At 72.6% G+C, this 26,556-nt stretch carries 26 protein-coding genes; 10 read left to right on the top strand and 16 right to left on the bottom strand.

Going from position 1 to position 26,556, the window contains the following annotated elements:
• Positions 1-3: 3 nt before the first annotated feature.
• From ACW62_RS36330 to ACW62_RS31035, 5 genes are read right to left on the bottom strand one after another with little or no spacing between them, the layout of a single operon-like run.
• On the bottom strand, positions 4-2,712 hold the full coding sequence (locus ACW62_RS36330) for a DUF1349 domain-containing protein (protein WP_053208012.1): 2,709 nt from the start codon (positions 2,710-2,712) through the stop codon (positions 4-6).
• A 13-nt stretch (positions 2,713-2,725) separates the two neighbouring features.
• Positions 2,726-3,859, bottom strand: coding sequence for a class I SAM-dependent methyltransferase (locus ACW62_RS31050; protein ID WP_053208011.1), 1,134 nt, complete (start codon positions 3,857-3,859; stop codon positions 2,726-2,728).
• Entirely contained in the window at positions 3,856-5,034 is a 1,179-nt protein-coding gene (locus ACW62_RS31045) for a class I SAM-dependent methyltransferase (protein ID WP_053208010.1), read from the bottom strand. The genes ACW62_RS31050 and ACW62_RS31045 overlap by 4 nt, the downstream gene beginning before the upstream one ends.
• On the bottom strand, positions 5,031-6,239 hold the full coding sequence (locus ACW62_RS31040) for a glycosyltransferase family 4 protein (protein ID WP_053208009.1): 1,209 nt from the start codon (positions 6,237-6,239) through the stop codon (positions 5,031-5,033). The genes ACW62_RS31045 and ACW62_RS31040 overlap by 4 nt, the downstream gene beginning before the upstream one ends.
• 41 nt (positions 6,240-6,280) lie before the next feature.
• Positions 6,281-6,766, bottom strand: coding sequence for an LPXTG cell wall anchor domain-containing protein (locus ACW62_RS31035; protein ID WP_083460373.1), 486 nt, complete (start codon positions 6,764-6,766; stop codon positions 6,281-6,283).
• A 123-nt stretch (positions 6,767-6,889) separates the two neighbouring features.
• On the opposite strand from ACW62_RS31035, the gene ACW62_RS31030 reads away from it, so the two are divergent.
• From ACW62_RS31030 to ACW62_RS31010, 5 genes are all read left to right on the top strand, one after another.
• A complete protein-coding gene (locus ACW62_RS31030; protein WP_083460372.1) occupies positions 6,890-7,171 on the top strand; it encodes a PqqD family protein in 282 nt (93 codons plus the stop codon).
• Positions 7,168-7,827 (top strand): hypothetical protein, encoded by a 660-nt coding sequence (locus tag ACW62_RS31025; RefSeq protein ID WP_053208006.1) that lies wholly within the window; start codon positions 7,168-7,170, stop codon positions 7,825-7,827. Before ACW62_RS31030 ends, ACW62_RS31025 begins: the two co-directional genes overlap by 4 nt.
• On the top strand, positions 7,824-8,648 hold the full coding sequence (locus tag ACW62_RS31020) for a glycosyltransferase family 2 protein (RefSeq protein ID WP_053208005.1): 825 nt from the start codon (positions 7,824-7,826) through the stop codon (positions 8,646-8,648). The genes ACW62_RS31025 and ACW62_RS31020 overlap by 4 nt, the downstream gene beginning before the upstream one ends.
• Positions 8,649-8,736: 88 nt before the next feature.
• Positions 8,737-9,048 carry a DUF6355 family natural product biosynthesis protein gene (locus tag ACW62_RS31015; protein ID WP_157575103.1) on the top strand — a complete coding sequence of 104 codons (312 nt, stop codon included), beginning with the start codon at positions 8,737-8,739 and terminating at the stop codon, positions 9,046-9,048.
• A complete protein-coding gene (locus ACW62_RS31010; RefSeq protein ID WP_169792165.1) occupies positions 9,045-9,320 on the top strand; it encodes a hypothetical protein in 276 nt (91 codons plus the stop codon). The genes ACW62_RS31015 and ACW62_RS31010 overlap by 4 nt, the downstream gene beginning before the upstream one ends.
• 408 nt (positions 9,321-9,728) lie before the next feature.
• On the opposite strand, the gene ACW62_RS34930 is transcribed toward ACW62_RS31010, so the two are convergent.
• From ACW62_RS34930 to ACW62_RS30990, 4 genes are all read right to left on the bottom strand, one after another.
• On the bottom strand, positions 9,729-10,280 hold the full coding sequence (locus ACW62_RS34930; protein WP_053208002.1) for an arsenate reductase/protein-tyrosine-phosphatase family protein: 552 nt from the start codon (positions 10,278-10,280) through the stop codon (positions 9,729-9,731).
• A 122-nt stretch (positions 10,281-10,402) separates the two neighbouring features.
• Complete coding sequence (locus ACW62_RS31000; RefSeq protein WP_083460370.1) at positions 10,403-12,796, bottom strand: M14 family metallopeptidase; 2,394 nt, start codon at positions 12,794-12,796, stop codon at positions 10,403-10,405.
• A 103-nt stretch (positions 12,797-12,899) separates the two neighbouring features.
• Positions 12,900-13,730, bottom strand: a complete 831-nt coding sequence (locus ACW62_RS30995) for an ABC transporter permease (protein WP_053208000.1) — start codon at positions 13,728-13,730, stop codon at positions 12,900-12,902.
• Positions 13,727-14,707, bottom strand: a complete 981-nt coding sequence (locus tag ACW62_RS30990; RefSeq protein WP_053207999.1) for an ATP-binding cassette domain-containing protein — start codon at positions 14,705-14,707, stop codon at positions 13,727-13,729. Before ACW62_RS30990 ends, ACW62_RS30995 begins: the two co-directional genes overlap by 4 nt.
• Positions 14,708-14,794: 87 nt before the next feature.
• Here ACW62_RS30990 and ACW62_RS30985 point away from each other — a divergent pair, with 87 nt between their 5' ends.
• Positions 14,795-15,556 (top strand): TetR/AcrR family transcriptional regulator, encoded by a 762-nt coding sequence (locus ACW62_RS30985; protein ID WP_053207998.1) that lies wholly within the window; start codon positions 14,795-14,797, stop codon positions 15,554-15,556.
• Here the strand turns inward: ACW62_RS30985 and ACW62_RS30980 are convergent.
• The 5 genes from ACW62_RS30980 to ACW62_RS30960 form a co-directional block, all read right to left on the bottom strand.
• A complete protein-coding gene (locus ACW62_RS30980; protein ID WP_053207997.1) occupies positions 15,546-15,746 on the bottom strand; it encodes a hypothetical protein in 201 nt (66 codons plus the stop codon). The genes ACW62_RS30985 and ACW62_RS30980 overlap by 11 nt on opposite strands.
• Positions 15,747-15,817: 71 nt before the next feature.
• Entirely contained in the window at positions 15,818-17,047 is a 1,230-nt protein-coding gene (gene fdhA, locus ACW62_RS30975; protein WP_053207996.1) for a formaldehyde dehydrogenase, glutathione-independent, read from the bottom strand.
• A 219-nt stretch (positions 17,048-17,266) separates the two neighbouring features.
• Complete coding sequence (locus tag ACW62_RS30970; protein ID WP_053207995.1) at positions 17,267-18,055, bottom strand: hypothetical protein; 789 nt, start codon at positions 18,053-18,055, stop codon at positions 17,267-17,269.
• 307 nt (positions 18,056-18,362) lie between these two features.
• Complete coding sequence (cysC, locus tag ACW62_RS30965; RefSeq protein WP_205629711.1) at positions 18,363-19,658, bottom strand: adenylyl-sulfate kinase; 1,296 nt, start codon at positions 19,656-19,658, stop codon at positions 18,363-18,365.
• A 43-nt stretch (positions 19,659-19,701) separates the two neighbouring features.
• Positions 19,702-20,358, bottom strand: a complete 657-nt coding sequence (locus ACW62_RS30960) for an SDR family oxidoreductase (protein ID WP_053207993.1) — start codon at positions 20,356-20,358, stop codon at positions 19,702-19,704.
• A gap of 74 nt (positions 20,359-20,432) precedes the next feature.
• Between ACW62_RS30960 and tdh the strand changes: the two genes are divergently transcribed.
• Positions 20,433-21,464: an L-threonine 3-dehydrogenase gene (gene tdh, locus ACW62_RS30955; RefSeq protein WP_053207992.1), complete on the top strand. Its 1,032-nt coding sequence runs from the start codon at positions 20,433-20,435 to the stop codon at positions 21,462-21,464.
• Positions 21,465-21,478: 14 nt separating this feature from the next.
• Positions 21,479-22,660, top strand: a complete 1,182-nt coding sequence (locus tag ACW62_RS30950) for a glycine C-acetyltransferase (protein WP_053207991.1) — start codon at positions 21,479-21,481, stop codon at positions 22,658-22,660.
• Here the strand turns inward: ACW62_RS30950 and ACW62_RS30945 are convergent.
• On the bottom strand, positions 22,657-23,109 hold the full coding sequence (locus ACW62_RS30945; RefSeq protein WP_053207990.1) for a winged helix-turn-helix transcriptional regulator: 453 nt from the start codon (positions 23,107-23,109) through the stop codon (positions 22,657-22,659). The genes ACW62_RS30950 and ACW62_RS30945 overlap by 4 nt on opposite strands.
• A gap of 81 nt (positions 23,110-23,190) precedes the next feature.
• Between ACW62_RS30945 and ACW62_RS30940 the strand changes: the two genes are divergently transcribed.
• Positions 23,191-23,700: a pyridoxamine 5'-phosphate oxidase family protein gene (locus ACW62_RS30940; protein ID WP_053207989.1), complete on the top strand. Its 510-nt coding sequence runs from the start codon at positions 23,191-23,193 to the stop codon at positions 23,698-23,700.
• On the opposite strand, the gene ACW62_RS30935 is transcribed toward ACW62_RS30940, so the two are convergent.
• Positions 23,658-25,853 (bottom strand): MMPL family transporter, encoded by a 2,196-nt coding sequence (locus ACW62_RS30935; protein ID WP_053207988.1) that lies wholly within the window; start codon positions 25,851-25,853, stop codon positions 23,658-23,660. The two genes, ACW62_RS30940 and ACW62_RS30935, sit on opposite strands and share 43 nt — an antisense overlap.
• Before the next feature lie 166 nt (positions 25,854-26,019).
• On the opposite strand from ACW62_RS30935, the gene ACW62_RS30930 reads away from it, so the two are divergent.
• Positions 26,020-26,463: an iron chaperone gene (locus tag ACW62_RS30930; protein WP_053207987.1), complete on the top strand. Its 444-nt coding sequence runs from the start codon at positions 26,020-26,022 to the stop codon at positions 26,461-26,463.
• The last annotated feature ends 93 nt before the right edge of the window (positions 26,464-26,556 follow it).

The raw sequence follows: 26,556 nt of genomic DNA, 5'->3' as shown, positions 1-26,556 counted from the left end.
GCTTCAGGGCAGCGGGTTGACGGTGACGGTGCCGAAGGTGACGTCGGTGTGGTGGGCGATCAGCAGCAGGGACCCGTTGGCCGGGCCGCTGCCGGTGTAGGTGAGGTCCCACGCGGCCGGCTCGGGGCCGGCGGCCGGGTACATCTTCATCGAGTACGTGGTCTGGCCGCCGGACGTCGTCTGGGCCCGGACCTTGAAGACATACTGCTGGCCGAACTGCAGCGGCGCGTTCTTCTTGCCACGCACCACGGCGCCGTTGCCGAGCAGTTCCATCCGCGGGGTGGAGAAGAACCGGTACCAGGCGTAGGCGCCGATGGTCTTGTAGCCCCACGCCGGCTGCTTGCTGTCGACGGCGGAGTGGCCCGGCCAGCGCAGTCCGACGCCCACCATGGCCTCGTTGCTCAGCGGGCTGCCGGCGCCGGGGCCGATGCCGTGCACGGTGAACGGCACGACGGCCTCGAAGTCGGTCCAGCTCTGGTCGCCGATCGCGATCAGCCGGTCGTAGCCGGTGGCGTCCGGCGCGACGCGGACACCGTTGTTGCCCACCGTCCAGAGCCCGTCGACGACGGTGGCCTGGCTGGCCAGCGGCTGGGCGCCGGTCCAGTCGGTGACGAACGGCAGGCCGGGCGCGGCGACGTCCTGCCGGACCAGCGTGACGGTGCGCTGCGAGACCTCGCCGGTGCGGTCGGTGGCGGTGAGCGTGACGGTGTTCTGTCCGGCCACGAGGTCGGTGTAGGTGATGTCGGCGTTGAAGTCGCCGGCGTACTGCAGCCGCCGGCTGTCCGGGCCGATCGTCAGGGTCCGCTGGGCTCCGCCGTTGAGCGAGTAGCGCAACGACTGCACGCCGTCGCCGTCGGACACGTTGCCCAGCAGGTTGACCTTGGGCTGGGTCCGGCCGCGGGCGCCGAAGCGCTGGGTGTCGCCGTACCAGACGTCGACGACCGGGCCGGTGGCCGCCGTCGTCGAGAACGTCCGCGTGGGGCTGGTGGTCGAGTTGCCGGCCAGGTCGGTCGCGACGACGCGGACCTTGTAGTCGGTGCCAGGAGTCAGCCCGGTGACGGAGACCTGCTGGGTGAGGTTCGCGGTGGGCGCTTCGGCCTGCCGCGACCAGGTGGAGCTGCCGGCGAGCGCGACCTCCGCGACGCCGGTGGCGAACTCGTCGGTCGACCACGCCACACCGACGGCGCGGGAGCCCGGCACGATGTCGCCGAGCGTCACCTCGGGCGCCGTGGTGTCCGGCGACCCGCCACCGTCCTCCGGCGAGATCGGCGCCGAGGTCTCGAAGACGTAGTCGACCAGCGCGGTCCAGGCCGGGTTGGGCGCGGCGATGCCGGCGTACGGACCGATCCGCGTCACCTGCAGGTTCTGCGTGGTCGAGCCGATCGTCGTCCACGACGTGCCGTTGGCGGACGCGCGGAACGTGAACGTGTCGCCGACCCGGGTGACCCGCAGCCACACGCCGGTCGAGAAGGTCAGCTTCTTCTTGAGCAGTTGCGTCGACGTGCCGCCGGTGGTCGACGCCGCGTAGGCGTAGGTCGACGTGCCGTCGCTGTAGACGCTGAACCGCAGCCAGCGCGAGGACGACTCCTGGACGATCAGCCCTTCGTCCTGGAACCGCTGGCTGGGCACGGAGTCGAACTTGACCTCGAGCTCGGTGTCGGAGTCGTCGACGGACTGCAGCACGCGGGCGGAGCCGTTCGCGCCCCAGGCGTCCCGGGGCTGGCCGGCCGGCAGGCCGATGACCAGCCGCGCGTCCTGGGTGCCGGATCCGGCCGTCTCGAACTCCGCGCCGCCGACCGGATCGACCGTCGTCCACCGCCCGGTGTCCAGCGTGGGGCCGGAGAAGTCGTCGCTGACCAGCGAGCCGCCATCCGGGGCCGGCGTGGGCGTCGGCGTCGGGGTGGGGGTCGGTGTCGGCGTGGGGGTCGGCGTCGGGGTCGGCGTGGGCGTGGGCGTCGGGGTCGGGGTCGAGCCGCCGTCCTCGGGCGTGATCGGTTCGTTCGGGTCGAAGACGTAGTCGATGGCGGCCGTGTACGCCGCCGCGGGTGATCCGCCGCCGGACGCGTTGCCCGCGTACGGCCCGGCCTGGTTCACGGTGAGGGCCTGGGTGAACGTCACCGCGGACGTCCACGTGTCGCCGTCGGCCGACCAGCGCAGGTTCCAGCTGTTGCCGGTGCGGGTGACCCGCAGCGCGAGGTGCGAGCCGACCGTGGACGGCAGCAGCTGGTTCAGCCGCGACTTCGCGGTGCCCCCGACGCTGCTGGACGCGAAGACGCGCAGGCCGTCGGCGCCGCGGAACACGTCGAACCGGGTGAACGTCGTGGCGTCCTGGACGAACAGCAGTCCCTGCATCTGGTTGAGCGTGGCCGGGACGGAGTCGAACCCCACCTGGACCGCGAGGTCGGTGTTGTCGACCTGCTGGACGATCCGGGGCACGTCGGCGCGGGACCACGGGTTGTGGTCGGTGCCGGCCGGCACCCCGATCTCGACTCGGGCGTCGGCGCTGCCACCGCCGGTGACCTGGATCGACGCGTCGCCGAGCGGGTCGACCGTGGTCCACCGGCCGGAGTCGAGCGTGCCGGAGTAGAAGTCGTCGGAGACGACTCCACCGGCCGCGGCGCCGGCCGGCGCGACGGCCACCAGCGCGGCGGCGCCCATGCCCAGCGCGGCGAGGATCGCGGTCGTGAGCCGGAAGCGGGCCCGGTCACTCATCTGCTGCCTCCGCTCAGACCGCGACGACCTCGGCGGGAACGCCGAGCTCGCCGAGTTGGCCGGTGATTTCCCGCTGGTAGGCGGGGTTGGTGACGAGGACGGTGGCGACCTGCTCGCCAGGGAGGTCGGCGGGGGCGATGACGCGGTGCCCGGAGCCGGGCAGGAAGCGGTGCCACTTCCGCGGGTTGAGGTCGACGACGGTGAGCCGGCCCTCCGGGTCGACGGCGTTGAGGAAGCTCACGCCCTTCGAGCCGGCGCCCCACAGCACCGTCCGGTGGCCGTGCCGGGCGATGTCGTCGCGCCAGCGGGCGACGTGCTCGTGGTGCCGCTCGGCGAAGTCGGCCAGCAGGGCGAGGTGCTCGGCCGGGTCGGCGGCGGCCGGGTCGGTGCTGCCGGCGCGGACCTCCACCCACGCGTACTGGCCGGCGAACGACCGGCCGGACGCCACGACCTCGAAGCCGCAGCGGCGCATCAGCGTGTGCAGCGAGCCGGCGGAGAAGTAGGAGACGTGCGGGTAGATGAAGTCCCACATGCCGGTGGGGCCGAAGTCGAACTCGGCGGCCGGCACCTCGAAGTAGTGGACGGCGTCCGGCGGCGCGGCCGCGCGCAGCGAGCGCAGGATCGCCACCGGGTCCTCCAGGTGTTCCAGCACGTGCCGGCAGACCAGCAGGTCGTACGGCTCGACGTCCTGGCCGGGCCGGTAGTAGTCGCTGACCAGCGTCACGTGCGGAATCTCGCGGTCGGGCATCGTGCTGGGGTCGTAGCCGACGCCGGCGCCGCCGGTGAGCGCGGTGATCGAGGCGAGGAAGTCGCCCTTGCCGGAGCCGATCTCGACGACGACGCCGCCGCGCAGGCCGTAGGTCTCGACCAGCCGGGCGGCGAGGTCGTCGGCGTAGGACTGGAACGTCGGGGAGAAGTGCAGCGAGTTGTCGTACTCGGCGTCGTAGTCGATCAGCGCCGGGTCGAACGCGACGTTCACCGCGTGCCCGCAGTCCGGGCACCCGGCGAGGTCGAGCCGGCCGAGCGCCGCCGACCGGGCGGCGTCGCGGTCGTCGAACATCACGCCGTTGAGCACCGGCGTCAGGCCGAGGTCGGCGATCGGCCGGAGCCGGTCGCCGCCGCAGGCGAGGCACGGGCGGAAGGTCATAGCGTCTCCAGGGCGGTGTGGACGCCGCGGGCGTCCAGGTCCCGGCCGATCTCGGCGGCGTAGGTGGGGTTCATGACGATGACGAGGTCCGGCCCGAGGTCCGGCACCGCATCCGGCGCCACCACCCGGTGGCCGCTGCCGGCCAGGTGGCGGTTCTGCTTGTGCGGGTTGATGTCGACCGCCGCCGCGACGTGCCGGGCGTCGTCGCCGAGGGTGGCGAGGAACCCGACGGCCTTCGAACTGGCGCCCCACACGAGCACGCTGCCGCCGTCCGCGGCGACCTTGCGCACCCGGCCGCGCCAGTGCGCGCGGGCCTCCTCCATGCGGCTGACGAACGTGCCGGCCGCGGCCAGCACGTCGTCGCGGTCATCGCCGATGGCGCCTGCCGGCGGCAAGCCGCCGGGCACCGGCCGGGCCTCGATGACGAGGTACTGGTCGTCGTAGGTGCGCCGCACGTCCAGCGGCTCGAACCCGCTGCGACGGAACAGCGCGGCCAGCGAGCCGGCGGAGAAGTACGAGCAGTGCTCGTAGTAGACGTCCCAGAACGCGCCCTCGCGCAGGACGCGCAGCACGTCGGGCAGCTCGAACAGCACGACGGTGTCCGTGCGCGGGCCGATGGCGTCGCGTACGGCCCGCAACCAGGCACCGACCGGCGCGATGTGCTCCAGCGTGTGCCGGCACACCACCGCGTCGGCGTCGATGTGCTCCAGCGCGTCCGGGAACAGGCCGCGGATCCAGGTCGTGCGCGGCCGCAGCGCGGGATCGACCCGCTCGGGCCGCACCGCCGGGTCGACGCCGATGCCGTCGCCCACGCCGGACGCGATCAGGGTCGCGAGGAAGTCGCCCTTGCCGCAGCCGAGCTCGACGACGGTCTTGCCGGTCAACCCGTACCGGCGCACCCAGCCGTCGGCCAGCTCGGCCGCGTAGTCACGGAACCGCGGCGAGCAGCCCTGCGACTCCTCGTAGTCGTCCTCGTACCGGGTCAGCGCCGGGTCGAACGCGGTGTTGGTGACGAACCCGCAGGTCTCGCACACCGCGAGGCGCAGTTCGCCGGCCGGGAAGGCGCGCGCCGCCGCCTCGTCGTCGAGCATAAGGCAACTCGCCGCCGGCACCCGTTCGACGGTGTAGAAGGTGCGCAGGTCCGGCCCGGAGCAGGCGGGGCAGGAGGAGGTCATCGCAACGACCCGATCAGGGCGACGTAGCGGCGGGCCTGGTCGGCCCAGGCCAGCTCGGTCTCGATCCGCTGCCGGCCGGCGGCGCCCATCTGCGCGCGCCGGTGCGGGTCGTCCAGCAGGGCGGCGATGGTCTTGGCCATGACGACCGGGTCGCCGTCGGGCACGTAGTCGGCGGCCGGGCCGGCGCAGCGCATGGTCTCGCGCAGGTCCGTGGCGACCACCGGCACCACGTGCGCCATGTACTCCAGCGTCTTGTTCATGGTGGAGCGGTGGTTGAACTCGCACGGCGGGTCCGGGGTCACGCCGATGTCGGCGGTCGACAGCCAGCGGCCCAACTCGGTCTGGTCGACCCGGCCGGTGAAGGTGACCCACTCGTCCAGGCCCAGCCGAGTGCACTGGGCGCGCAGGTCGTCGAGGCTGTCGCCGTAGCCGAGCAGCCCGAACCGGGTGTCCGTCCGGCCCAGCGTGTGCACGTAATGGGCGGCGGCGTCGAGCAGCCGGTCGACGCCGTCCTGCGGCCCCATGATGCCGATGTAGCAGACCAGGAACTCGCGGCCGCCACGCAGCTCGGGGTGCGGCGGGCCGGGCTTCATCAGCTCCGGGTCGGGCGAGCTCATGACGATGGTGGTGCGGCCGATCGGCACCTTGCCGCGGGTGAGCGCGATCTCCTGGTACGACGGGTTCGGGCTGACGACGCGGTCGGCGGTGGCGTAGGTGGCCCGCTCGAGCAGCAGCAGCGCCCGGTAGAGCGGGCCGCGCTTGCCGAACCGGGCCTCGTAGACCTCGGGGCACAGGTCGTGCTGGTCGTACACGAACCGCTTGCCGCGCAGCTTCCACAGCAGGCCGAGCAGCCAGTAGGTGTCCGGCGGATTGCACGCCTGCAGGATGTCGAAGCCCTCGGCGCGGGCGGCCCGCAGCGACAGCCGGGCCGTGCGCAGCCAGCAGACGATGAACTCGACGAGGTAGCTGACCAGTCCCGACGTCGCCGGCGGCGGCTGGTACGAGCGGACCACGATGCCGTCCAGCTCATGCACGTCGGGCTCGTCCGGCGTCTCCTTCGGGCAGATCACCGTGACGCCGTACCCGGCGTCGAGCAGCGCATGGCACTCGTGCCGCACCCGGCGGTCGATGCGCACCGGAATGTTCTGCACGACGATCAGTACCCGCGGCGTCGTACGCCGCCGGGTTCCACCCCAGACCCCCATGAAAGCAGCCCCCCCAGGCTTCTAGTCGAGCGTGCCGGCCCTCAGACGGTCGCTCCCGGCTGTGCGTCGCCCGGCTCGGGGGACTCCTTCCGCGACGCCACGTACATGGCCGCGCCGGCCGCGGTGAGCAGCCCGCCGACCGCCAGCCCCTGGGCGACGTCGCCCGGGCCGGTGTTGGGCAGCCCGCCTCCAGCGGTGTCGTCGTCCTCATCGCCGGGCGGCGGAGGCGTCGCCGACGGCTTGCCGGGCGGCGTCGTCTCGTTCGACGGAGGCGGCGTGGTCTCGGTGGACGGAGGCGGCGTCGTCTCGTTGGACGGCGGCTCCGTCGGCGGTTCCGTGGGCGGCTTCGGCGGCTCCGTCGGAGGCTTCGGCGGCTCGGTGGGCGGCTCGCCGCTGGGCGAGGCGGCGTTGGCGGGCGTCAGCGTGATGGCGGTGATCGTGGGCACCGTCCAGACCGCCGTCCCGACCGCTACTCCGCGGCGGAGCATCTGCCGGCGGCTGAGCCCGGTGACATCATCGTGTGGCATATCGGCCCCATTGAGTCAAAAGCGCACGCCCCCCGTGCGCTGGCGTGCATCATAACGGCATTACTGACCATTTGTCGCCCCGAGCTGGGGTGCCGGGTTGCGGGGCTGGCTACCCTGGGGTCCATGACGGCGGCCCGCCCCCTCTCACGCGCCCATGCCGTGCGCGAGCTCCACGTCGACGGTGCGGTCACGCTCTTCCATGAGCCCACCCAGACGGCCCTGGTGCTGAACGAGACCGCGAGCGACGTCTGGCGGCTGCTCGACGGCCGGCGCACGGTCGCCGACATCGTCGAGGAACTGGCCCAGATGTACGCCGCCGACGCCGGCACCATCCGGTCCGGGGTGCACGCGGCGCTGCGGCAGCTGGCCGACCACCACGTCATCGACGGCGCCCCGCACGGATGACCGACCCCGTGGTGCTCGACGTCATCGGGGTACGCGTCGAGGTGCGGGCCGAGGGGTACGGCAGCGTCGAGGACCTCTACGCGGCCGCCGCGCGGCTGGCCGTCGAGCGCTCACCCGAGTTGTTGTTCCACGCCGGCGCGGTGGAGCGCGACGGCGTGGCCGTCCTGTTCCCCGGCGAGTCCGGCACCGGAAAGAGCACGACGGTGGCGGCCTGCGTCCGGCGCGGCTTCGGCTACCTGACCGACGAGATGATCGCGCTGGACCTCGGCACCGGCGCCGTGCGCGGCTGGCCGCGGCCGATCATGCTGACGCCCTGGGCGCAGGAGGCGCTCGGGCTGCCGGTGCGGGACTCCGGCGAGGGCAAGGCGGCGGTGTCGTGCGCTGAGCTCGGCGGGACGACGATCGAGGCGGCGCTGCCGGTGGCGCACGTCGTGGGGGTGCGCCGCGGCGCCGCGGCGACGACCCTCGGCCCGATGGCCGCGGGCGATCTGCTGACACTGCTGCTGTCGTCGTCGTTCAACCACTACCGGCACGGAGCGGCGGCGTGGACGGCCGTCGCGGCGCTGGCCGGTCGGGTCCAGGGTTGGTGGCTGGACGCCGCCGACGTGGAGTCCGCCGCTGCCGCCGTCGCCGGGCTGCCATACTCGCGCTCGTGACCAGCATCGTCGTGCCCGCCCACAACGAGGAGCGGGTGCTGGGCCGGACGCTGTCGGCGCTGCTCGCCGGCGCCGCGCCCGGCGAGTTCGACGTCGTGGTGGTGGCCAACGGCTGTACCGACACCACCGCGGCGGTCGCCCGCGGGTTCGCCGAGGTGCGCGTGATCGAGACCGAGGTGGCGTCGAAGAGCAACGCGCTGCGGCTCGGCGACGACGCGGCGGCCGGCTTCCCGCGCGTCTACCTGGACGCCGACGTCGTCCTGCCGGCGGAGCAGCTCCGGGCGCTGTGCGCGGCGCTGACCGGCGGCGTGCTCGCGGCCGGCCCGCGGCGGCTGCTGCCGATGGACGGTGTGGGCTGGCCGGTGCGCTGGTACTACGACGTGTGGGAGCGGCTGCCGCACGTCGGCGACGAGTTGTACGGACGCGGCGTCATCGCGCTGTCCGAGCGGGGCCACGCCCGGCTCGGCGCCTGGGACGACGTCATGGCCGACGACCTCGCCGTCGCGACGGCGTTCGGGCCGGCCGAACGGGCGATCGTCGCCGACGCCGTCGTCGAGATCCGCCCGCCGCGCACCTACGCGGATCTGCTGCGCCGCCGCGTCCGGGCGATGAGTGGCAACGCCCGGCTGGTCGCGGGCGACCGTCCGGCCGCCGCCCGGGCACAGCCGCGCACCGGCTGGCGCGACCTGCGCCGCCTCGTCACCGCGGACCCGCGGCTGGCGCCCAAGGTGCTGCTGTTCCTCGGCACCGCGGTGCTGTCGCGGCTGCGAGCGCGCCGGGCGGACGGCACCTGGCTGCGCGACGAGAGCAGCCGCGCCTGACGGCGGAGAGAATCGCCCGGACGGTTTATCGACTTCCTCAGCGGGTATTCGTCGGAAAGAATTCCGAATACCTGCGGGAGGTATTGGCATGAAATGGGGCAAGGTAGCGTTTACCGCTACCGCGGCAGTATTCGCCGGAGGCCTGCTCGCCGGTGGCGTGGCGGCGTCGGCGCAGGCTGTGCCGCCGCCGTGCGGCTTCTACGAGGTCGGCGGCATCTTCCACGACGACATGTACAACCACTGTGGCGACCATCCCGTTCTGGTGACGATGGTCGGGTACGGCATGTACAACCAATACACGGCCTGCCTGGCGCCCGGCGTGCACGATCTGAATGAGATCTTCAATGCCGCCGTCATCGATGCCTACTCCGAGGGGGAACGGTGTTCGGATCCGGAATGACCCGCATGGGTGCGGTGGCCACGGGGCTCGCCGCGGTCGTCCTGACGGTGGGCGTCGCGCCGGCCGCCTCGGCCGACGAGATCTGCGGCAGCTACACGGTCAACGGCAACCGCTACTGGGCGAACTGCACCGACGCCGGGCAGGAGGTCCGCTGGCACGTCGTGATGCCACCGTCGCTGTTCAATTACGACTGCGTGCCGGCTGGCGAGAGCCAGTACATCGGCCCCAGCGCGACCATCTGGGACGTCTTCGCCACCGGCGACACCTGTTAGGGGGCGTCGCCCCGGCGGCGGTGACGGCGTGGGTGACCAGCGTGCCAACTGTTGGCGCTCAGGTCACCCACGCCTACACCACGACCCGGCCGGCAGCCGTCACTCCCGCAGGCCGATGCTGATGCCGACCAGTGGGGGTAGCGCCACCCGGGAGGCACCCCCCGAGCTCACGTCACGTTCGGGATGAGCCAGAGGGTTTCTCCCGGGGTCGTGGCCTACTGCGCGTCGCCCCGGCGGCGGTGACGGCGTGGGGCCAGTGGTTGTGGCGGCGTGGGTGACCAGCGTGCCAACTGTTGGCGTTCAGGTCACCCACGCCTACACCACGACCCGGCCGGCAGCCGTCACTCCCGCAGGCCGATGCTGATGCCGACCAGTGGGAGTAGCGCCACCCGGGAGGCACCCCCGAGCTCACGTCACGTTCGGGATGAGCCGCCGGACGAGGTCGTCGAGGTCGTCGATCACCTCACGCCAGACGGAGGCGCGCTGGCCGTAGGGGTCGACGAGGTCGTCGTCGGGGTCGTCGCCGGCGATGTCGTCGCGGGTGCGGCCCTCGCCGACGTGCTGCAGCCAGTCGGCGAAGCGCTGGTGCCGGCCGCGGACGGCGGCCTTCTCGACCCGGCGGACGAAGTCCTTCAGCGTGAACGTCTTCGCCCAGGCGTCCGGGTTCGCGTCGACGACGGCGCGGACGTGCTCGCGTTCCATGCCCAGCACGAGGGCCGCCGACGCGACGGCGGCGGGCGTCACCGGGAGGCTGCGGTGTCCGCCGAGCTCCAGCCCGCGCTCGCGCATGGCCGTGATGCCGACCGGTGGCACCGAGCCGTGCGCGCCCACCAGCGCGCCGGCCCGGCCGGCCAGCGGCGACCCGGCCCGCGGCGCGTACGCGTCGAGCATGGCGGCGGCGATGGGCGACCGGCAGCGGCCGGCTGTGCACACGAACAGAACGTCGATGCTGACCCCCACCCGGTGCCCGGTCCGACGACGACGGACGCAGTCTACGGCCGGGATTTCGCCCGGTTCGCGCGCGGTCGCATCGTGGCCACCGGGAACGCGGGGTGGGCGGCGGCCGCCCACCCCGCGCGGTGTCAGCCGACCCGGACGGTCTGCTTGCGGTAGCTGGAACTCGGCCGCAGCGGGTCGTAGCGGTTCTCGACGTTGCCGGCGGCGTCGACGGAGAACCAGTGCACCCGCGTCGACCCGGCGCCGACCGGGATCGGCGCCGCGTCCTCGCGCAGCCCGGCCGACTCCACCCGCGGCGACGAGTACGTCGGGCGGCTGCCGTCGAGCGTGTAGTGGATGGTCACCGGCTCGGTCGAGTCGAACGTGACACCCGCGTCGGTGAGTTCGAGCGTCGTGCGCGGCGGCCGGTTGTCGCGGCCGTGGGCGCGGGCCACCTCGAGCAGTCCGATCAGGCCGTTGGAGAACTCCATGGCCTGCTCGTAGCCCTCGGCGAACGGCGGCTGGAAGCCCTGCGGGTCCCACTCCTGCTCGACCGGGTCCCACAGGTCGGCGCCGACCTCGAAGTCCCAGCCGAAGATGCCGCGGTTGTACCAGTGCTCGTCGGCGGAGTTGCCGGCCGCCGAGTAGAGCACGTCGCTGACCGGGCCGGTGCGGCCGGGCCACACCGCCGTGCCGCGCCAGTCCTGGACGGCGGACAGGATGTGGCTGGACGCGGACCAGAAGTAGTTCTCCTCGCCCAGGGTCGGGCGGGGCAGCGGGACGCGGCCGTTCTGGACGTACGCGCCTGGCGGCCACATGAAGTACCCGCCGTAGGAGTGCACGTTCATCGCGAACCCGATGTTCGGGTACTGCTCGGTCAGCCACACCTCGTTGCGCGCCTCCGGCTCGGACAACTCGGTCGGCCCGGAGAAGTTGCCACTGGTGCACGACGCGGACGCGCCGCTGTACCCGTCGAACCGCGAGCCGACGCTGAAGTTGCGGTTCAGGTCGACGCCCCAGGAGTTGGCGCTGGCGGGGTCGCCGCTCGCGGCCGGGCAGTGGTTCGTCAGGTTCTTGCGCTGCCCGTTGAAGTCGTAGAAGGAGTAGTGCCCGCCGTCGGGGTTCACCGACGGGACGATGAAGATGTCGAGGTCGTCGACCAGCTTCTTCGTGTCGGCGTCGGTGCCGTAATTGCGCAGCAGCCGCTCCGCCGTCTCCAGCGCGACCAGCGGCGTCACCCATTCGCGGGCGTGCTCCTGGCTGTAGGCGAAGACGCCGGTCTTCGACCCGTCGCGGACCTTGCCGATGCGGATGGCCCGGACGGTGAACGGCTCGCGCGAGACGCTCGCGGGCGCGTCCAGCCCGTCGGTGAGGTCCTGGGCGCCGGCGCCGGCGATTCCGGTGCCGCCGGTGGCGCGGTACGTCGCCGCCGTCACCAGGGCCGACGCCGCGGGTGCGGCGTTGACGGCCGCGACGACCTGCGCCGCGGTGCTGTTCGGGGCGCCGGCCGCGTCGGTGCCGAGCGACACCCGGACGGTGCCGCCGGTGACGCCGACGGTGAGCGGGCTGTCCGCCGTGCCCGGGTGCACCGTCTCCAGCCGCAGGTCGTTGCCGCCTTCGTGGCCCCAAGCGCGCGACGTCAGGTAGAACGCCGTCGCGCCGGCGCCGATCATGGCCTGCGCCTTCCGCCGGTATCCGTTGGTCTGGTACGGCAGCTCGATGATCTCGGCCAGCTCGGGGAACTCGGCGGCCAGCGCCTCGATGCGGTCGTACAGCTCGGTCGGGTCCATGTAGTGGTCGACGAAGCCGGTCGCGTAGTGCGGGCCGGGATCCGGGCGCGGGTCGCCGAGCCACTCGACCACCGGGACGGTGATCGAGGTGCCGCCGGTGCTGGTGACGGTGACCTCGGCGGGCACGTCGCCGACCGCGACCGGCTCGAAGAACGTGTGGTAGATGTACTGGCCGGCGTCGACGAAGCGGTCCATGGTGACGCTCTGGCCGCCGAAGCCCACGCTCAGCGTGACGTTGCTGTCGGCGCCGAGCGAGGTCTTCACCTCGACACCGAGGTAGGTCTGGCCGCCGACGCTCTCGAACCACTCGGCGCGCAGCGGGGTGAGCGTCTCCGCCATGCGGGCGAAGGTCTGGTTCACCCGGCGGACGGCGGCCTCGCGCTCGGCGACGACGGCCTCGGTCTCGGCGGCGCTGACGACGACCTCGCCGACGGCGTAGCCGAGGTCGCGCAGCGCGGCCTGCTCGGCCGGCGTGGCGACGACGTGGACGACCAGGCCGCCGTCGGCCGGGCGGGTGTACTCGGTGACGTCGGCGCCGGCCTCGATCAGCCCGGCGACGGCGTCCTGGTCGGCGACGGTGACTTCGACGATCTCGGTCGCCGCGCCGGTGGATGCAGCGGCGGAGACCGGCGAGGCGCCGTCATCGGAATCGGGTTCCGCGCCGGCCGCCAGTGGCAGCCCGGCCAGAAGCAGCGGCAGGGCTGCCAACACGGCCAGCCGGCGGCGGGAACGAGGGGTCTGCGGTGCCATGGGCCACTCCCGGAGGAAGAGGACTATATGACGTGACACGCCATATAGTCCTGGCCCGATGTCACATTCCGCTACCCTTTGTCCTGATCTATTTCACTGCGTGTCACCGGCTCAGCCGCTGGAACCGGTGCACCGCCATCGGCACGAACACCAGCGTGATGACCAGCGGCCAGACGATCGCGCCGAGCAGCGCGTGCTGCTCGATCCAGCTGTCGCCCAGTGCCGCGGGGTTGCCGAACAGCTCGCGCGCCGCCGTCACCGTCGACGACACCGGGTTCCACGCCGCGATGGCGCCCAGCCAGTCGGGCATCTGCGACGGCGCGACGAACACGCTGGAGATCATCGCGAACGGGAACGCGACGGCGAACAGGCTGCCGGCCGCCTCCTCGTTCGGCGTCAGCAGGCCGATCCAGATGCCGATCCAGATCAGCGCGAACCGCAGCCAGAGCAGCAGCGCGAACGCCGCCAGCGTCGCCCAGAAGCCGCCGTCCGAGCGCCAGCCGATCACCAGCGCCGTCACCGCCAGCACCACGAGGTCGAGCGCGGCGCTGACGATGTCGGCCAGCCCGCGGCCGGTGACCGGGGCCGACGGCGACATCGGCATCGAGCGGAAGCGGTCGGTGACGCCCTTCGTGGTGTCGATGACGACGGCGTAGGCCGTGTTCATGAAGCCCATCGCCATGGTCATGCCGAACATGCCGGGCATCAGGTACTCGCGGTAGTCGCCGCCGCCCGGCACGCTCATCGCGCTGCCGAACACGTACCCGAACAGCAGCACCGACACGATCGGGAAGCCGAGCTGCCAGGCGATGTTGCCCGGCTGCCGGACCAGGTGCGTCAGCGTGCGGCGGGCGACGGTCCAGCCGTCGGCCAGCGCCCAGTACAGCCGCCGCTCCGGCGCGTTCAGGTCGTCGTCGAGGATGGTGCTGCTCATGCGGGGACCTCCGTCCGCTCGGTGATCTCCTCGGACTTGTGCCCGGTGAGCCGCAGGAACACCTCGTCGAGCGTGGGCCGGCGCAGGCCGATGTCCTCGACGCCGATGCCCTCGTCCTGCAGGGTGCGGGCCACGTCGGTGAGCGCGGCGACCCGTCGTTCGACCGGTGCGGCGACCCGCCGCAGCTCCTCGTCGATCTCCGGCTCGCCGGACGCGACCCGCGTGATCGCCTGCACCGCCACCGGCAGGTCGACCGCCTCCTCCAGCACGACCTCCAGCTGGTCGCCGCCGACGCGGCGCTTGAGCGCGGCCGGTGTGTCGTCGGCGATCACCCGGCCGTGGTCGATGACGGCGACCCGCCCGGCCAGCTGGTCGGCCTCGTCGAGGTACTGCGTGGTCAGCAGCACGGTGGTGCCGCCGGACACCAGCGAGCGGACCGCCGTCCACACCTCGTTGCGCCCGCGTGGGTCGAGGCCGGTGGTCGGCTCGTCGAGGAAGAGCACCTTCGGGGCGAGGATCATGCTGGCGGCGAGGTCGAGCCGGCGCCGCATGCCGCCGCTGTACTCCTTCGTGCCCTTGTCGGCGGCCTCGGCGAGGTCGAACTGCTCGAGTAGTTCGTCGGCCCGGGCCGCCGCGCGGGCCGAGCCGAGGTGGAACAGCCGGCCGAACATCCGCAGGTTCTGCCGGCCGGTCAGGATCTCGTCGACGGCCGTGAACTGGCCGGTGAAGCCGATGCGGCGGCGCACCTTGCGGGCGTCGCGGGCGACGTCGAAGCCGGCCACCTCGGCGCGGCCGCCGTCGAGGCGCACCAGGCTGGCCAGGATGCGCACCGCGGTGGTCTTGCCGGCGCCGTTGGGCCCCAGCAGGCCGTAGACCGTGCCCTGCGGGACGGCGAGGTCGAAGCCGTCGAGGGCGCGTTTCTCGCCGTATCTCTTCTGCAGTCCTTCGGCGAGGATCGCGTGGCTGGAGGTGCTCAAGGGAGTCCCTTTCGCTGAACCGGGTACAATGTACGCGTTAAAAGCGTACACCATGCGCAATTTATTCCCTGGATAGGGTTTGCCCTGATGACCACGGACTACAGCAGCGGTAGCGGCGACGTCTCGAAGAGCCTCGAGCTCCTGTGGGGGATGCAGCAGCGTCCGACCCGCGGGCCCAAGCCCGGGCTCACCCTCGAGCGCATCGTCGTCGCGGCCGTCGAGGTGGCCGACGCCGACGGCCTCGCCGCGCTGTCCATGCGGCGGGTCGCGACGCACCTCGGCGTCGGCACGATGTCGCTGTACCGCTACGTGCCGGGCAAGGCCGAACTGCTCGACCTCATGCTCGACCACGTCGCCGGTCCGGTCGACTCCGGCGCCGCCGACGAGCCGGTCGGCTGGCGCGAGGCGCTGGAGGAGATGGCCCGTGGCATCTGGCAGTTGTGCCTGGACCACCCCTGGTACCCACAGGTCGACCAGGTGCGGCCACTGCTCGGCCCGAACAACGTGGCCGGCATGGACCGCCTCATGCGCCGGCTGGAGCCGGCCGGGCTGCCGGACAAGCAGCTGGTGCTCATGGTGTCGGTCGTCGACGGCTTCGTCACGACGGTGGCACGCTCGCACGTCAACGCGCTGCAGGCCGAGCAGCGCACCGGCGTCTCCGAGGAGGAGTTCTGGGCGGCGCAGGAGCCGGTGCTCGTCAGGATGATGGAGACCGGGCGCTATCCGACCCTGGCCACGATGGACGACGACACGTTCAGCTTCGGCTACGAGGAGATCTTCGAGTTCGGCTTGAAGGCGATTCTCGACGGCCTGGCGCTGCGAGTGGAGGGCGGGCCGGCTACCGGCTGACGGGCGGCGCGTCGGGTCCGTGGCCGGGATGGTGCTCCCAGCGGACCCGGTGCGCACCGAAGCCGGCGGCATGCACGCCGTCGTGGCCGTACGGCCGCCGGCACCGATACGTCAGCGAGTAGAGGTCTCGGCAGGAATCGGCGTAGGTGGTGTACGCGAACTCCAGGTCGAGTCTTTCGTCGATGGTCATGTGGATCACCACGCAGGGGACGGGGGATGGTGGTGACGCCCCATTGCGACGGATCCAGTATCACACGACCGTCAGGATGTCGCCGATCCCAGCATCCCGTGCGGGTCGATGACGTACTTACGGGCCGCGCCGCGGTCGAACTCCGTGTAGCCCTCCGGAGCCCGGTCCAGCGGGATGACCGTGGCATTCACGTTCCGCGCGATGGGCGCGCGGTCGTGCAGAATCGCCTCCATGAGGTAGTGGTTGTACTTCATCACCGGGCACTGACCAGTGGTGAACGTCAGCGACTTCGCCCACCCGAGCCCCAGCCGGATCGACAGCGAACCGATCTTCGCCGCGTCGTCGCCGGCACCCGGGTCGCCCGTCACATACAGGCCGGGGATGCCGACGGCGCCGCCGGCCCTGGTGACGTCCATGACGGCGTTCAGGACCGTCGCCGGCCGCTCGGCCTGCGCGTCGGCCCCGTGCCCGCGGGCCTCGAACCCGACCGCGTCGACCGCGCAGTCGACCTCCGGCTCGCCGCCGAGTATCTGGGCGATCTGCTCCTTCGGGTCGCCCATCGACACGTCGACGGTCTCGCAGCCGAACGAGCGGGCCTGTGCCAGCCGCTCCTGCTGCAGGTCCGCGACGATGACCACGGACGCGCCGAGCAGGAAGGCCGACGTCGCCGCGGCCAGCCCGACCGGCCCGGCGCCGGCGATGTACACCGACGTGCCCGGCTTCACCCCGGCCGTCACGCAGCCGTGGAACCCGGTCGGGAAGATGTCGGCCAGCATCGCGAGGTCGAGGATCTTCGCCATCGCCTTGTCGCGGTCGGGGAACTTCAGCAGGTTCCAGTCCGCATACGGCGTCAGCACGTACTCGGCCTGCCCGCCGACCCAGCCGCCCATGTCGACGTACCCGTAGGCCGAGCCCGGCCGGTCCGGGTTGACGTTCAGGCAGACGCCGGTCTTGCCCTCCTTGCAGTTGCGGCACCGGCCGCAGGCGATGTTGAACGGTACCGAGACGAGGTCGCCGACCTTGATGAACTCGACCCCGGGTCCGACCTCGACCACCTCGCCGGTGATCTCGTGGCCGAGCGCGAGCCCTTCGGGCGCGGTGGTGCGGCCGCGGACCATGTGCTGGTCGCTGCCGCAGATGTTGGTGGCGACCACCTTGAGGATCGCCGCGTGGCTGAGTTGGCGGCCCACGTTGGCCGGGTTGACCCCCGGGCCGTCCTGCAACTCGAAGGTCGGATAGGCGATGGACTCGACCTCGACGTGGCCGGGTCCCCGGTAGATGACTGCTCTGTTGCCTGGCACGTCCTTGCTCCCCTTCTCGTGATGGCGGATGACGGGAATTCGGCTTACCTCCCGGCCGCGGTGGCGGGGCCGTCCGAACTCGTCACCGCGCCCCTAGGAAAGTGGGCGGACGGCACGGGCGAGGAACACGATGCAAGACGCAGGGCGTTCGCTCCCCCAGATTTCCAACGTAGACCCGGTGCCGGGGGCGGTGTCAATCGAGTCTGCCGGGTGGTGCGGTCAGGCCGCGGGGAGCGCGTCGTGCTGTGCTTCGTCGGCGCGGACGGCGACGGCGATGCGGCGCACCGCACGGCTGGCCCGCTGCCGGGCGGCGGCCCAGCTGATGCCGGCCCGCCCGGCCGCCGCGGCGCCGCCCTCGACGCCGGGCGCGGGCGCGTAGATGTCGAACAGCAGCCTCGCGTCGGCGACGCTGACCGCGCCCGCGTCGACCGCCCAGGCGAGCAACTCGGTGAGGCCGGTGTTCTCGGAGTCGCCGGCGCCGGTGCCGGCGACCGACGCCAGCACATCCGGCTCGGCCGGCGTCTCGCTGCGGCGGTGCGCCAGCTCGCGGCTGACCACGCCGAGGGTGTCCATGGCGAGGTTCGCCGCCACCTTCGCCGGCCGCCGCTCGGTCGGGTATGTGGCGATGACGGTCCACAGCGCGGCGACCGCCGCATGCTCCAGCGCCTCCCGGCTGTCGCGGCCCGCGTGGCCGGCGGCGATGCGGATGGCCTTGCCGAGCATCAGCTGCAGCACGGTGCGCCCCGCCAGCGCGTCACCGGCGTGCGCCAGCCGGAGCAGCGCGATCAGGACGGCGTCCGCGCCGCCTGCCGCGGTCGTCACGGCGGTCGTGACGGCGGCCTCGACGTCGGCGAGGTGGCGGCAGCCCGCCAGGGCCGGCTCGGCCGCGGCCCATCGGGCGACCGCGTCCGGCTGTCCGTCGGCGCGGAGCCGGTCCCACTCGTCGTTGAGCCGGCCGGCCACGCCGGTCCCGGTCTGCCGCCGCGCTCCCGTGATCGTGACGCTCATGCGTCCAGGCTGGGCGGCAGCTCTTGCCCGCGGACTTGCCCTCACCGGCCTGACCAGCAGGGCAAGCTCTTGCCCCGCGAGCGACGTCGGCCTGCCCGACGATCAGGTGACCGATCGCCGAGATTCACCGCCGCTTGGTCACCTGATCATCGGGCGTCCACATCGTGGAGGTGATCAGGTGACCAAACGCCGACGTTCACCGCCGTTTGGTCACCTGATCGTTTCGATGGCGACGATCAGGTGAGCGCGGCGGCCGGGTACGCGCCGAAGCGGAACGGTTGCCTGGGACGTGGTGGCCTGGATGGGGTTAGAGACGTCCGCCCTGGTCGAGCAGCGTGATGACGGCGTCGCGGGCCGCGGTGATCGACAGGCCGGTGGTGTCGAGCACGAGGTCGGCGTCGCCGGGCTCCTCGTAGGGGCTGGAGATGCCGGTGAACTCGGCGATCTCGCCGGCCCGGGCGCGGGCGTAGAGGCCCTTGCGGTCGCGCCGCTCGCACTCGGCCAGCGGGGTGGCGACGTGGATCAGCAGGAAGTCGCCATGGGCCTGGGCCAGCGCGCGGACCCGGGCCCGGGTCGCGGCGAACGGGGCGATCGGCGCGCACACCGCGACGCCGCCGTGCCTGGCGATCTCGGCGGCGACGAAGCCGATGCGCTCGACGTTGCGGTCGCGGTCCTCCTTGGAGAACCCGAGCCCGGCGGAGAGGTTGCGCCGCACCACGTCGCCGTCGAGGAGGGTGACGGTGCGGGTGCCGATCTCGGCGATGCGGTCGGTGACGGCCCGCGCGATCGTCGACTTGCCCGACCCGGACAGCCCGGTGAACAACAGCACCAGCCCGCGCTCGTGCGGCAGCGGCCGCCACCGCCGCCAGGCGTGCCGGCTGGCGGGCGGCCAATCGGCCGGCTCGGCCGCGGTGCCGTCGAGCCAGTCGTGCAGCGCCTGCAGCGACGGCGGCTGCGCGGGCACGACCCGGGTGCCGCCGTAGGCGACGGCGATCCGCTCGGCCAGCTCGTCGTCGCGGTCGTCGCCGTACTGGGGCGCCGGGACGACGACCAGCTCGGCCCGGCGGCCGTCGCGGCGCAGCCGATCGCGCAGCGTCAGTGTCGCGGAGACGACGTCGGCGGCGTCCGGACCGGGCACGGCGCGCGGCCCGTCCAGCACGATCAGCAGCACCGGCTGCCCGGCCTTCGCGGTCGCGGCCTCGAGTGTGCGCAGGTCGACCGGGTCGCGGGTCACGACGACGGCGGCGGCGGCCGCCTTCGCCCGTCCCGGCGCCCGCCGCAGCCCCGCGTACGCCCCGCGCGGCTCGTCGTCGTCGGTGGCCGGCAGCGCGCGGCGCACCGTCCCCGTCACCGTCAGCCGGCGCTTCCGGGTGGCCGCGGACTCGACGGTGAGGACGGCGACCGGCGCGCCCTCGGCGTCGGTGACGGTCAGCTCGGTACCCGGCGCGGGCTTCTTCCCGGGCGGCGGATCGAGCTCGACGGCGACCGCGGGCGGCGGTGCGGTGGACCCGGGCGCGGCGATGCCCAGGAGCGCGAGCTCGAGGATGGTGAGGGTGATCGGATCGGGGGTCAGAGCGGGACCGGGGGTCGGTTCGGCGGCCACGGCGCACAGCTTAGGCCGCCGGCCGGCCGCCCTCGACTCCGTCTCAGCCCGCCTGGCGCCGCACCGCGTCGGCGACCGGGACGTCGCCGCCGACCAGCTCCAGCGTCAGCCGCGCCGTGCCCGGTTCGTCCAGCAGCGCCAGCAGCACGGCGGCGACGTCGTCGCGGCTGACCCGGCCGCGTGGGACCGACCGCGCCAGCCGCACCGTCCCGCTGCCGGCGTCGTTCGTCAGGCCGCCGGGCCGCAGCACCGTCCAGTCGAGGTCGCGCCGGCGCAGGTCGGCCTCGCTCTCGCCCTTGGCCGTCAGGTAGACCTGGAACACGTCGTCGGGGTCGGCCGGTGCCGCCGTGGTGGCGCCCATCGACGACACCAGCAGGTAGCGCCGCACCCCGGCCAGCTCGGCGGCGTCGGCCAGCAGTGCCGCCGCGCCGCGGTCGACGGTGTCCTTGCGGGCCGTGCCGCTGCCCGGCCCGGCGCCGGCCGCGAACACGACGGCGTCGGCGCCGCGCACCTCGGCGGCCAGTTCGTCCACCGTCGCCGTCTCCAGATCGACGACGACCGCCGTGGCGCCGTTCGACGCGAGGTCGCCGGCCTGCTCGGGATTGCGGATGAGGCCCACCGCGGTGTCACCGCGCATGGTGAGCAGCCGTTCCAGCCGGAGCGCGATCTGCCCGTGTCCGCCAGCGATGACCACCTGCATTGGCCGTACCTTAGCCGACGTCGTCTCACGGGGTGGACGCAAGCCCTCTAACCAGGTGGGTTACGCTCGCGCGGGTGAGAGCACTGGTCAAGGTCGCAGCCGGCGCCGGGCTGGAACTGGCGGACGTCCCGATGCCGGCGGCCGGTGCGGGCGAGGCGCTGGTCCGGGTTCTGCGCACCGGCATCTGCGGCACCGATCTGCACATCGTGAACTGGGATCCGTGGGCGCAGGCGAACATCCGCCCGCCGCTGATCGTCGGGCACGAGTTCGTCGGCGAGGTGGTCGAGGTCGGCCCCGGCAGCCGCGGCGTCCAGGTGGGCGACCTCGTCAGCGGCGAGGGGCACATCGTGTGCGAGCGCTGCCGGCACTGCCGCGCCGGGCAGCGGCACCTGTGCCCGAACACCGAGGGCATCGGCGTCAACCGCGACGGCGCGTTCGCCGAGTACATCGTCATGCCGGCCGGCAACCTGTGGCGGCATCCCGACGGCATCGACCTCGACGCCGCGGCGATCTTCGACCCGTTCGGCAACGCCGTCCACACCGCGCTGAAGTTCCCGGTGCACGGCGAGGACGTGCTGGTGGCCGGCGCCGGGCCGATCGGCATCATGGCCGCCCTCGTCGCCCGGCACGCCGGCGCCCGCAACGTCGTGCTCACCGACGTCAACCCGTACCGCCTCGAGCTGGCCGGGCGCCTGGGCGCGGGCACCACCGTCGACGTCCGGTCGACGACGCTGGAGGAAGTGCGGCAGCGGCTGGGCATGGCCGAGGGGTTCGACGTCGGCATGGAGATGTCGGGCGACCCGATCGCGCTGCACGACATGATCGAGGGCATGGCCAACGGCGGGCGCATCGCCATGCTCGGCCTGCCGTCGAAGGAGAGCAGCGTCGACTGGTCCCGCATCGTGCTGCGCATGATCACCATCAGCGGCATCTACGGCCGGGAGATGTACGAGACGTGGTACCAGGCGTCCGTCCTGGTCGCCGCCGGCGTCGACATCTCGCGCGTCGTCACGCACCGGTTCGCGAGCGACCAGCACGAGGCGGCGTTCGAGGCGGCGGCCAGCGGGCACAGCGGCAAGGTCATCATCGAGTGGGCGCAGCGGTAACCAAGGAGGACGCGATGTACGGAGCGATGCGCGACCAGCTGCGCACGAACCTCGACGAGATCCGCGAGGCAGGGCTCTACAAGCCCGAGCACGTCATCGGCAGCCCGCAGAGCGCCCGGGTCACGCTGGCCGACGGCCGCAGCGTCCTCAACCTGTGCGCCAACAACTACCTCGGCCTGGCCGACGACCCCGGGCTGATCGAGGCGGCCAAGCGCGGCCTCGACGAGTGGGGCTTCGGCATGGCGTCGGTGCGGTTCATCTGCGGCACGCAGACCATCCACACCGAGCTGGAGCGCGGCATCTCCGAGTTCCTCGGCACCGAGGACACCATCCTGTACGGCTCCTGCTTCGACGCCAACGGCGGCCTGTTCGAGACGCTGCTCGGCCCCGACGACGCCGTCATCTCCGACGCACTCAACCACGCCAGCATCATCGACGGCATCCGGCTGTCGAAGGCGCGCCGGCTGCGCTACGCCAACGCCGACCTGGGTGAGCTGGAGGCGCGGCTGAAGGAGGCGCAGGACGCGCGGTTCCGGCTGATCGCCACCGACGGCGTGTTCTCGATGGACGGCTACCTCGCGCCGCTGGACCGCATCTGCGACCTGGCCGAGCAGTACGACGCGCTGGTCATGGTCGACGACTCGCACGCGGTCGGGTTCATCGGCGAGCACGGCGGCGGCACGCCCGACCACTTCGGGGTGCGCGACCGCGTCGACATCGTCACCGGCACGCTCGGCAAGGCGCTCGGCGGGGCCAGCGGCGGCTACACGTCCGGCCGGGCGGAGATCGTCGAGTACCTGCGGCAGCGCTCGCGCCCGTACCTGTTCTCCAACTCGGTCGCGCCGTCCATCGTCGCGGCGGCGTCGGCGGTGCTCGAGCGGCTGGTCTCCGGCGGTGAGCTGCGGGCGAGGCTGCGCGAGAACACTGAGTTCTTCCGGGCCGAGATGACGGCGCTCGGCTTCGACGTGCTGCCCGGCACCCACCCGATCGTCCCGGTGATGATCGGCGACGCGTCGCGGGCCGCCCGGCTGTCGGAGCTGCTGTTCGCCGAGGGGGTGTACGCGGTCAGCTTCAGCTACCCGGTGGTCCCGCACGGCGCGGCCCGCATCCGCACCCAGGTGTCGGCCGCACACACCATCGACGACCTGCGCGAGGCCACCCAGGCGTTCACCCGCGCCCGCGACGCGCTCGGCTAACGCGCGCCGGGACCTGGTTCCACCTCGACGTCGTCGCCGTGCAGCGGCTCGCCGCAATGCGAGCAGCGCACCTCGGCGTGCACGTGCTCGCCGCAGCCGCGGTGCCGCAGCAGCACCGGTGGCCCCGCCTCGCCCGCCGTCCAGCGGTCGCCCCAGGCGGTGATCGCCATCAGCACCTCGGTCAGCTCCAGCCCTTTCGGCGTGAGCGCGTACTCGTGCCGCGGCGGCCGGACGGAATACTGATGACGCTCCAGCACGCCTTGCCCGACCAGCCAGGCCAGCCGCTCGGTGAGCACCTTGCGGGAGATGCCGAGGTCGCGCTGCAACTCGTCGAAGCGGCGCAGCCCGACCCATACGTCGCGGATGATCAGCGGCGACCATGGCTCGCCCGCGACGGCCAGCGTCCGCGCGATGGAGCAGGCCATGTCGCCGAAGTCGGTGCGCTGCATCCTGCCTCCCGAGTCAGTTGCTTGAGGGAACTTACTACGTTAGCGTCCGTCCCTTCAAGGAACTCACGACCGAGGAGCGCCATGAGCCCGACCACCGAACTGCTGTTCCGCCCCGAGGACGCCACGCCGATGAGCACCGACGAGGCCGACCTGCTGCCCTGGCCGGCCGCCGCCGAGCAGCTGGCCGCCGTCGGAAAGTACTGGCTGGCGACGGAGCGGGCGGACGGCCGGCCGCACGTGATGCCGGTGCTCGGGGTCTGGCTCGATGGCACGCTCGCCGTCAGCACGCGGCCGGGCTCGGTGAAGGGCCGCAACCTGCTCCGTACCGGCAGCTGCGTCGTCACGGCGGCGACGGACGGCGGCGACCTCGTGCTGGAGTGCGCCGCCCGCCACGTCACCGAACCGGCCGGCCAGCAGCCCGTCGCCGCCGCGTTCGCCGCGAAGTACGACTGGCGGTTCGGGCTGCGCGACGGCCGGGTGTTCGACGACTCGCTGCCCGGCTCGCCGGAGTACGCGTTCTTCGAGATCACCCCGGTGAAGGGGTTCGGCTACGGCGTCGACGGGCTGACGGCGACCCGCTGGCGGTTCTGATCGGCCAGCGCGTCGGTGAGCCGGGCGCCCTCGATGTCGACGTTCGGCAGCAGCCGGTCCAGCCAGCGCGGCAGCCACCACGCGTGGTCGCCGACCAGTGCCAGCACCGCCGGCACCATGGTCATGCGCACCACGAACGCGTCGACGGCGATCGCGACGGCCAGGGCGAACCCCAGCTGCCTGATGTCGGCCGCCTCGTTCAGCACGAACCCGCCGAACACGCTGATCATGATGATCGCCGCCGCGGCGACCACCCGCGCGCCGTGGCCGAACCCGGTCGTGACGGCGCGGACGGCCGGCTCGCCGTGCACGTACGCCTCGCGCATCCGCGTCACCAGGAACACCTCGTAGTCCATGGCCAGGCCGAACACGATGCCGACGACCATGATCGGCAGCATGCTGTTGATCATGCCGACCTCGTCGATACCGAGGCCGGTGAGCCAGCCCCACTGGAACGCCGCGACCATCGCGCCGAACGTCGCCGCCATCGTCAGCAGGAACCCGAGCGTCGCCTTGACCGGCACCACCAGCGACCGGAACGCCAGCATCAGCAGCAGGAACGACAGGCCGACGACGACCAGCAGGTACGGCAGCAGCGCCTGTGACATCCGCTCGGAGAAGTCGATGTACAGCGCGGTCAGCCCGGTGACGAGGACGCTCGTCCCGGCGGGCGCGCCGGGCCCGGCCAGTTCGGCGCGGATCGCCTCGACCAGCCGCTCGGTCTCCGGGCTGGACGGGCCGCCGGCGGGGACGACGGTGACGACGGCGGTCCGGCCGGTCTCGTCCACCTCCGGCGGCGCGACCATCGCGATGCCGTCCAGCCCTTGCAGTCCCTCGACGACCTCGGCGGCCGCGGCCTCGGCGCCCTCGCCGTCGACGATCACCATGAGCGGGCCGTTGAAGCCCGGACCGAACCCCTCGACGGTGAGGTCGTAGGCCTGCCGCTGGCTGGTGCCGGCCGGGTAGGTGCCCTCGTCGGGCAGGCCGAACCGGGCGTCCAGCACCGGCAGCGCGAGCACCGCGAGGCCGGCGACGCTCGCCGTCAGCGCCACCACCGGGTGCCGGGTGACGACCCCGGCCCACCGCCGGCTCAGCCGCGGCGCGTCGTCGTCCTCCGGGTCGGTGGCCCGCGACCGCAGCGCAGGCAGCCGCGCCAGCATCCGCCGTCCGGCGAACCCGAACAGCGCCGGCAGCAGGGTGAGCGCGATGACGACGGCGATCGCGACGGTGAGCGCGGCGGCCAGGCCCATCTCCGTCAGCATGGGGATACCGACGACCGACAGCCCGGCCAGCGCGATCACGACGGTGAGTCCGGCGAACACGACCGCGGTGCCGGCGGTGCCGATGGCCTTGCCGGCCGCTTCGTCGCCGGGCAGGCCGGTGGCCAGTTCGTGCCGGTACCGCGAGGCGATGGACAGCGCGTAGTCGATGCCGACGGCCAGCCCGAGCATGGTGGCGAGGATCGGCGTGATCGTGCTGAGGTCGACGAACGACGTGGCCGCCGTGACCAGCGCGACGCCGACGCCCACCCCGATGACACCGGTCAGCAGCGGCATGCCGGCCGCGAGCAGCGACCCGAACGTCAGGACCAGCACCAGCGCGGCGACGGCGATGCCGAGCAGCTCACTGCCCAGTTCCGGCTCCGGCTCGGCCGCGGTGCCGGCCACCTCGACCCGCAGGCCGGACTCGCCGGCGGTCTCGACGGCGTGCTCGAGCGTCTCGCGGGTCTGCGCCTCCATCGAGAGGAAGTCGACGGTGTAGGTGACCTCGGCCAGCGCGATGCGGCCGTCCTCTGACACCAGGCCGGACGTGAACGGGTCGGCCACGCCGGCCACCTGCGGCCCCGCCTCGATCTCCGCGACGGCAGCGGCGATGGCCCGCTGGTGGTCCGGGTCGGTGACGGCCCCGCCGTCGGGCGCCGCGAACACCAGCCGCGCCGCCGCGCCGTCCGGCGACGAGCCGGGGAAGCGCTCCTGCAGCAGGTCGAACGCCTCCTGCGACTCGGTGCCCGGGATCGCGAACGAGTCCGCCGTCGGGCTGGACAACGTCGCGGCGGCCACTCCGGCCAGCGCGATCACCGCCAGCCAGACGGCTCCGACCAGGCGGCGGCTCCGGTACGAGAACCGCCCGATCCGGTAGAGCAGGGTTGCCACGACAGCCTCCGACAGTCACTCGTCTTAGAACGTTCCTACTTTCTGAGAGTAACTGTCAGATTGACGAGAGCACAAGAACCGATCAGGTTTCGAGAAGCCGCGGCCCGGCCCGCTCCCTAGCCTGGAGGTGTCAGAGCAGCTCACCCACGGGGAGGAGTCTTCAGAGATGAATACGCAGCAGACCGGCGGCACGTACGAGGGGTTCGACGAGGCCGAGCGGGCCGCGATGAAGGAGCGGGCCAAGGAGCTCAAGAAGGGCAAGAAGTCCAAGGCCGACCCCGAGGCGGACCTGCTGGAGAAGATCGCCGAGATGCCCGACGATGACCGGGCCCTCGCCGAGCGGCTGCACGAGCTGATCAGCACCGAGGTGCCCGAGCTGACGCCGCGCACGTGGTACGGGCAGCCCGCCTACGCCAAGGACGGCAAGGTCATCTGCTTCTTCCAGGCCGCGGCCAAGTTCGGCACCGAGTACGCGACGTTCGGCTTCAACGAGGCGCAGCGGCTCGACAACGGCACCATGTGGCCCACCGCCTTCGGCATCACCCGGCTCACGCCCGAGGACGAGAAGCTGCTGATCTCGCTGGTGAAGAAGGCCTCCGGCTTGTCCTAGGGCGTGTCTCCCAAGTCTCGGCCGTAGCGAGCGGCGTCCAGGCGGCGCCTCGCTGCGTTCTCGTCAGTCGTCATAGAACCCCGCTATGACTCC

This window comes from Jiangella muralis, assembly GCF_001270745.1.
Lineage (GTDB): Bacteria > Actinomycetota > Actinomycetes > Jiangellales > Jiangellaceae > Jiangella > Jiangella muralis.
Note: the sequence above shows the minus strand (reverse complement) of the source record. Positions and strands in the feature narration are given on the sequence as shown.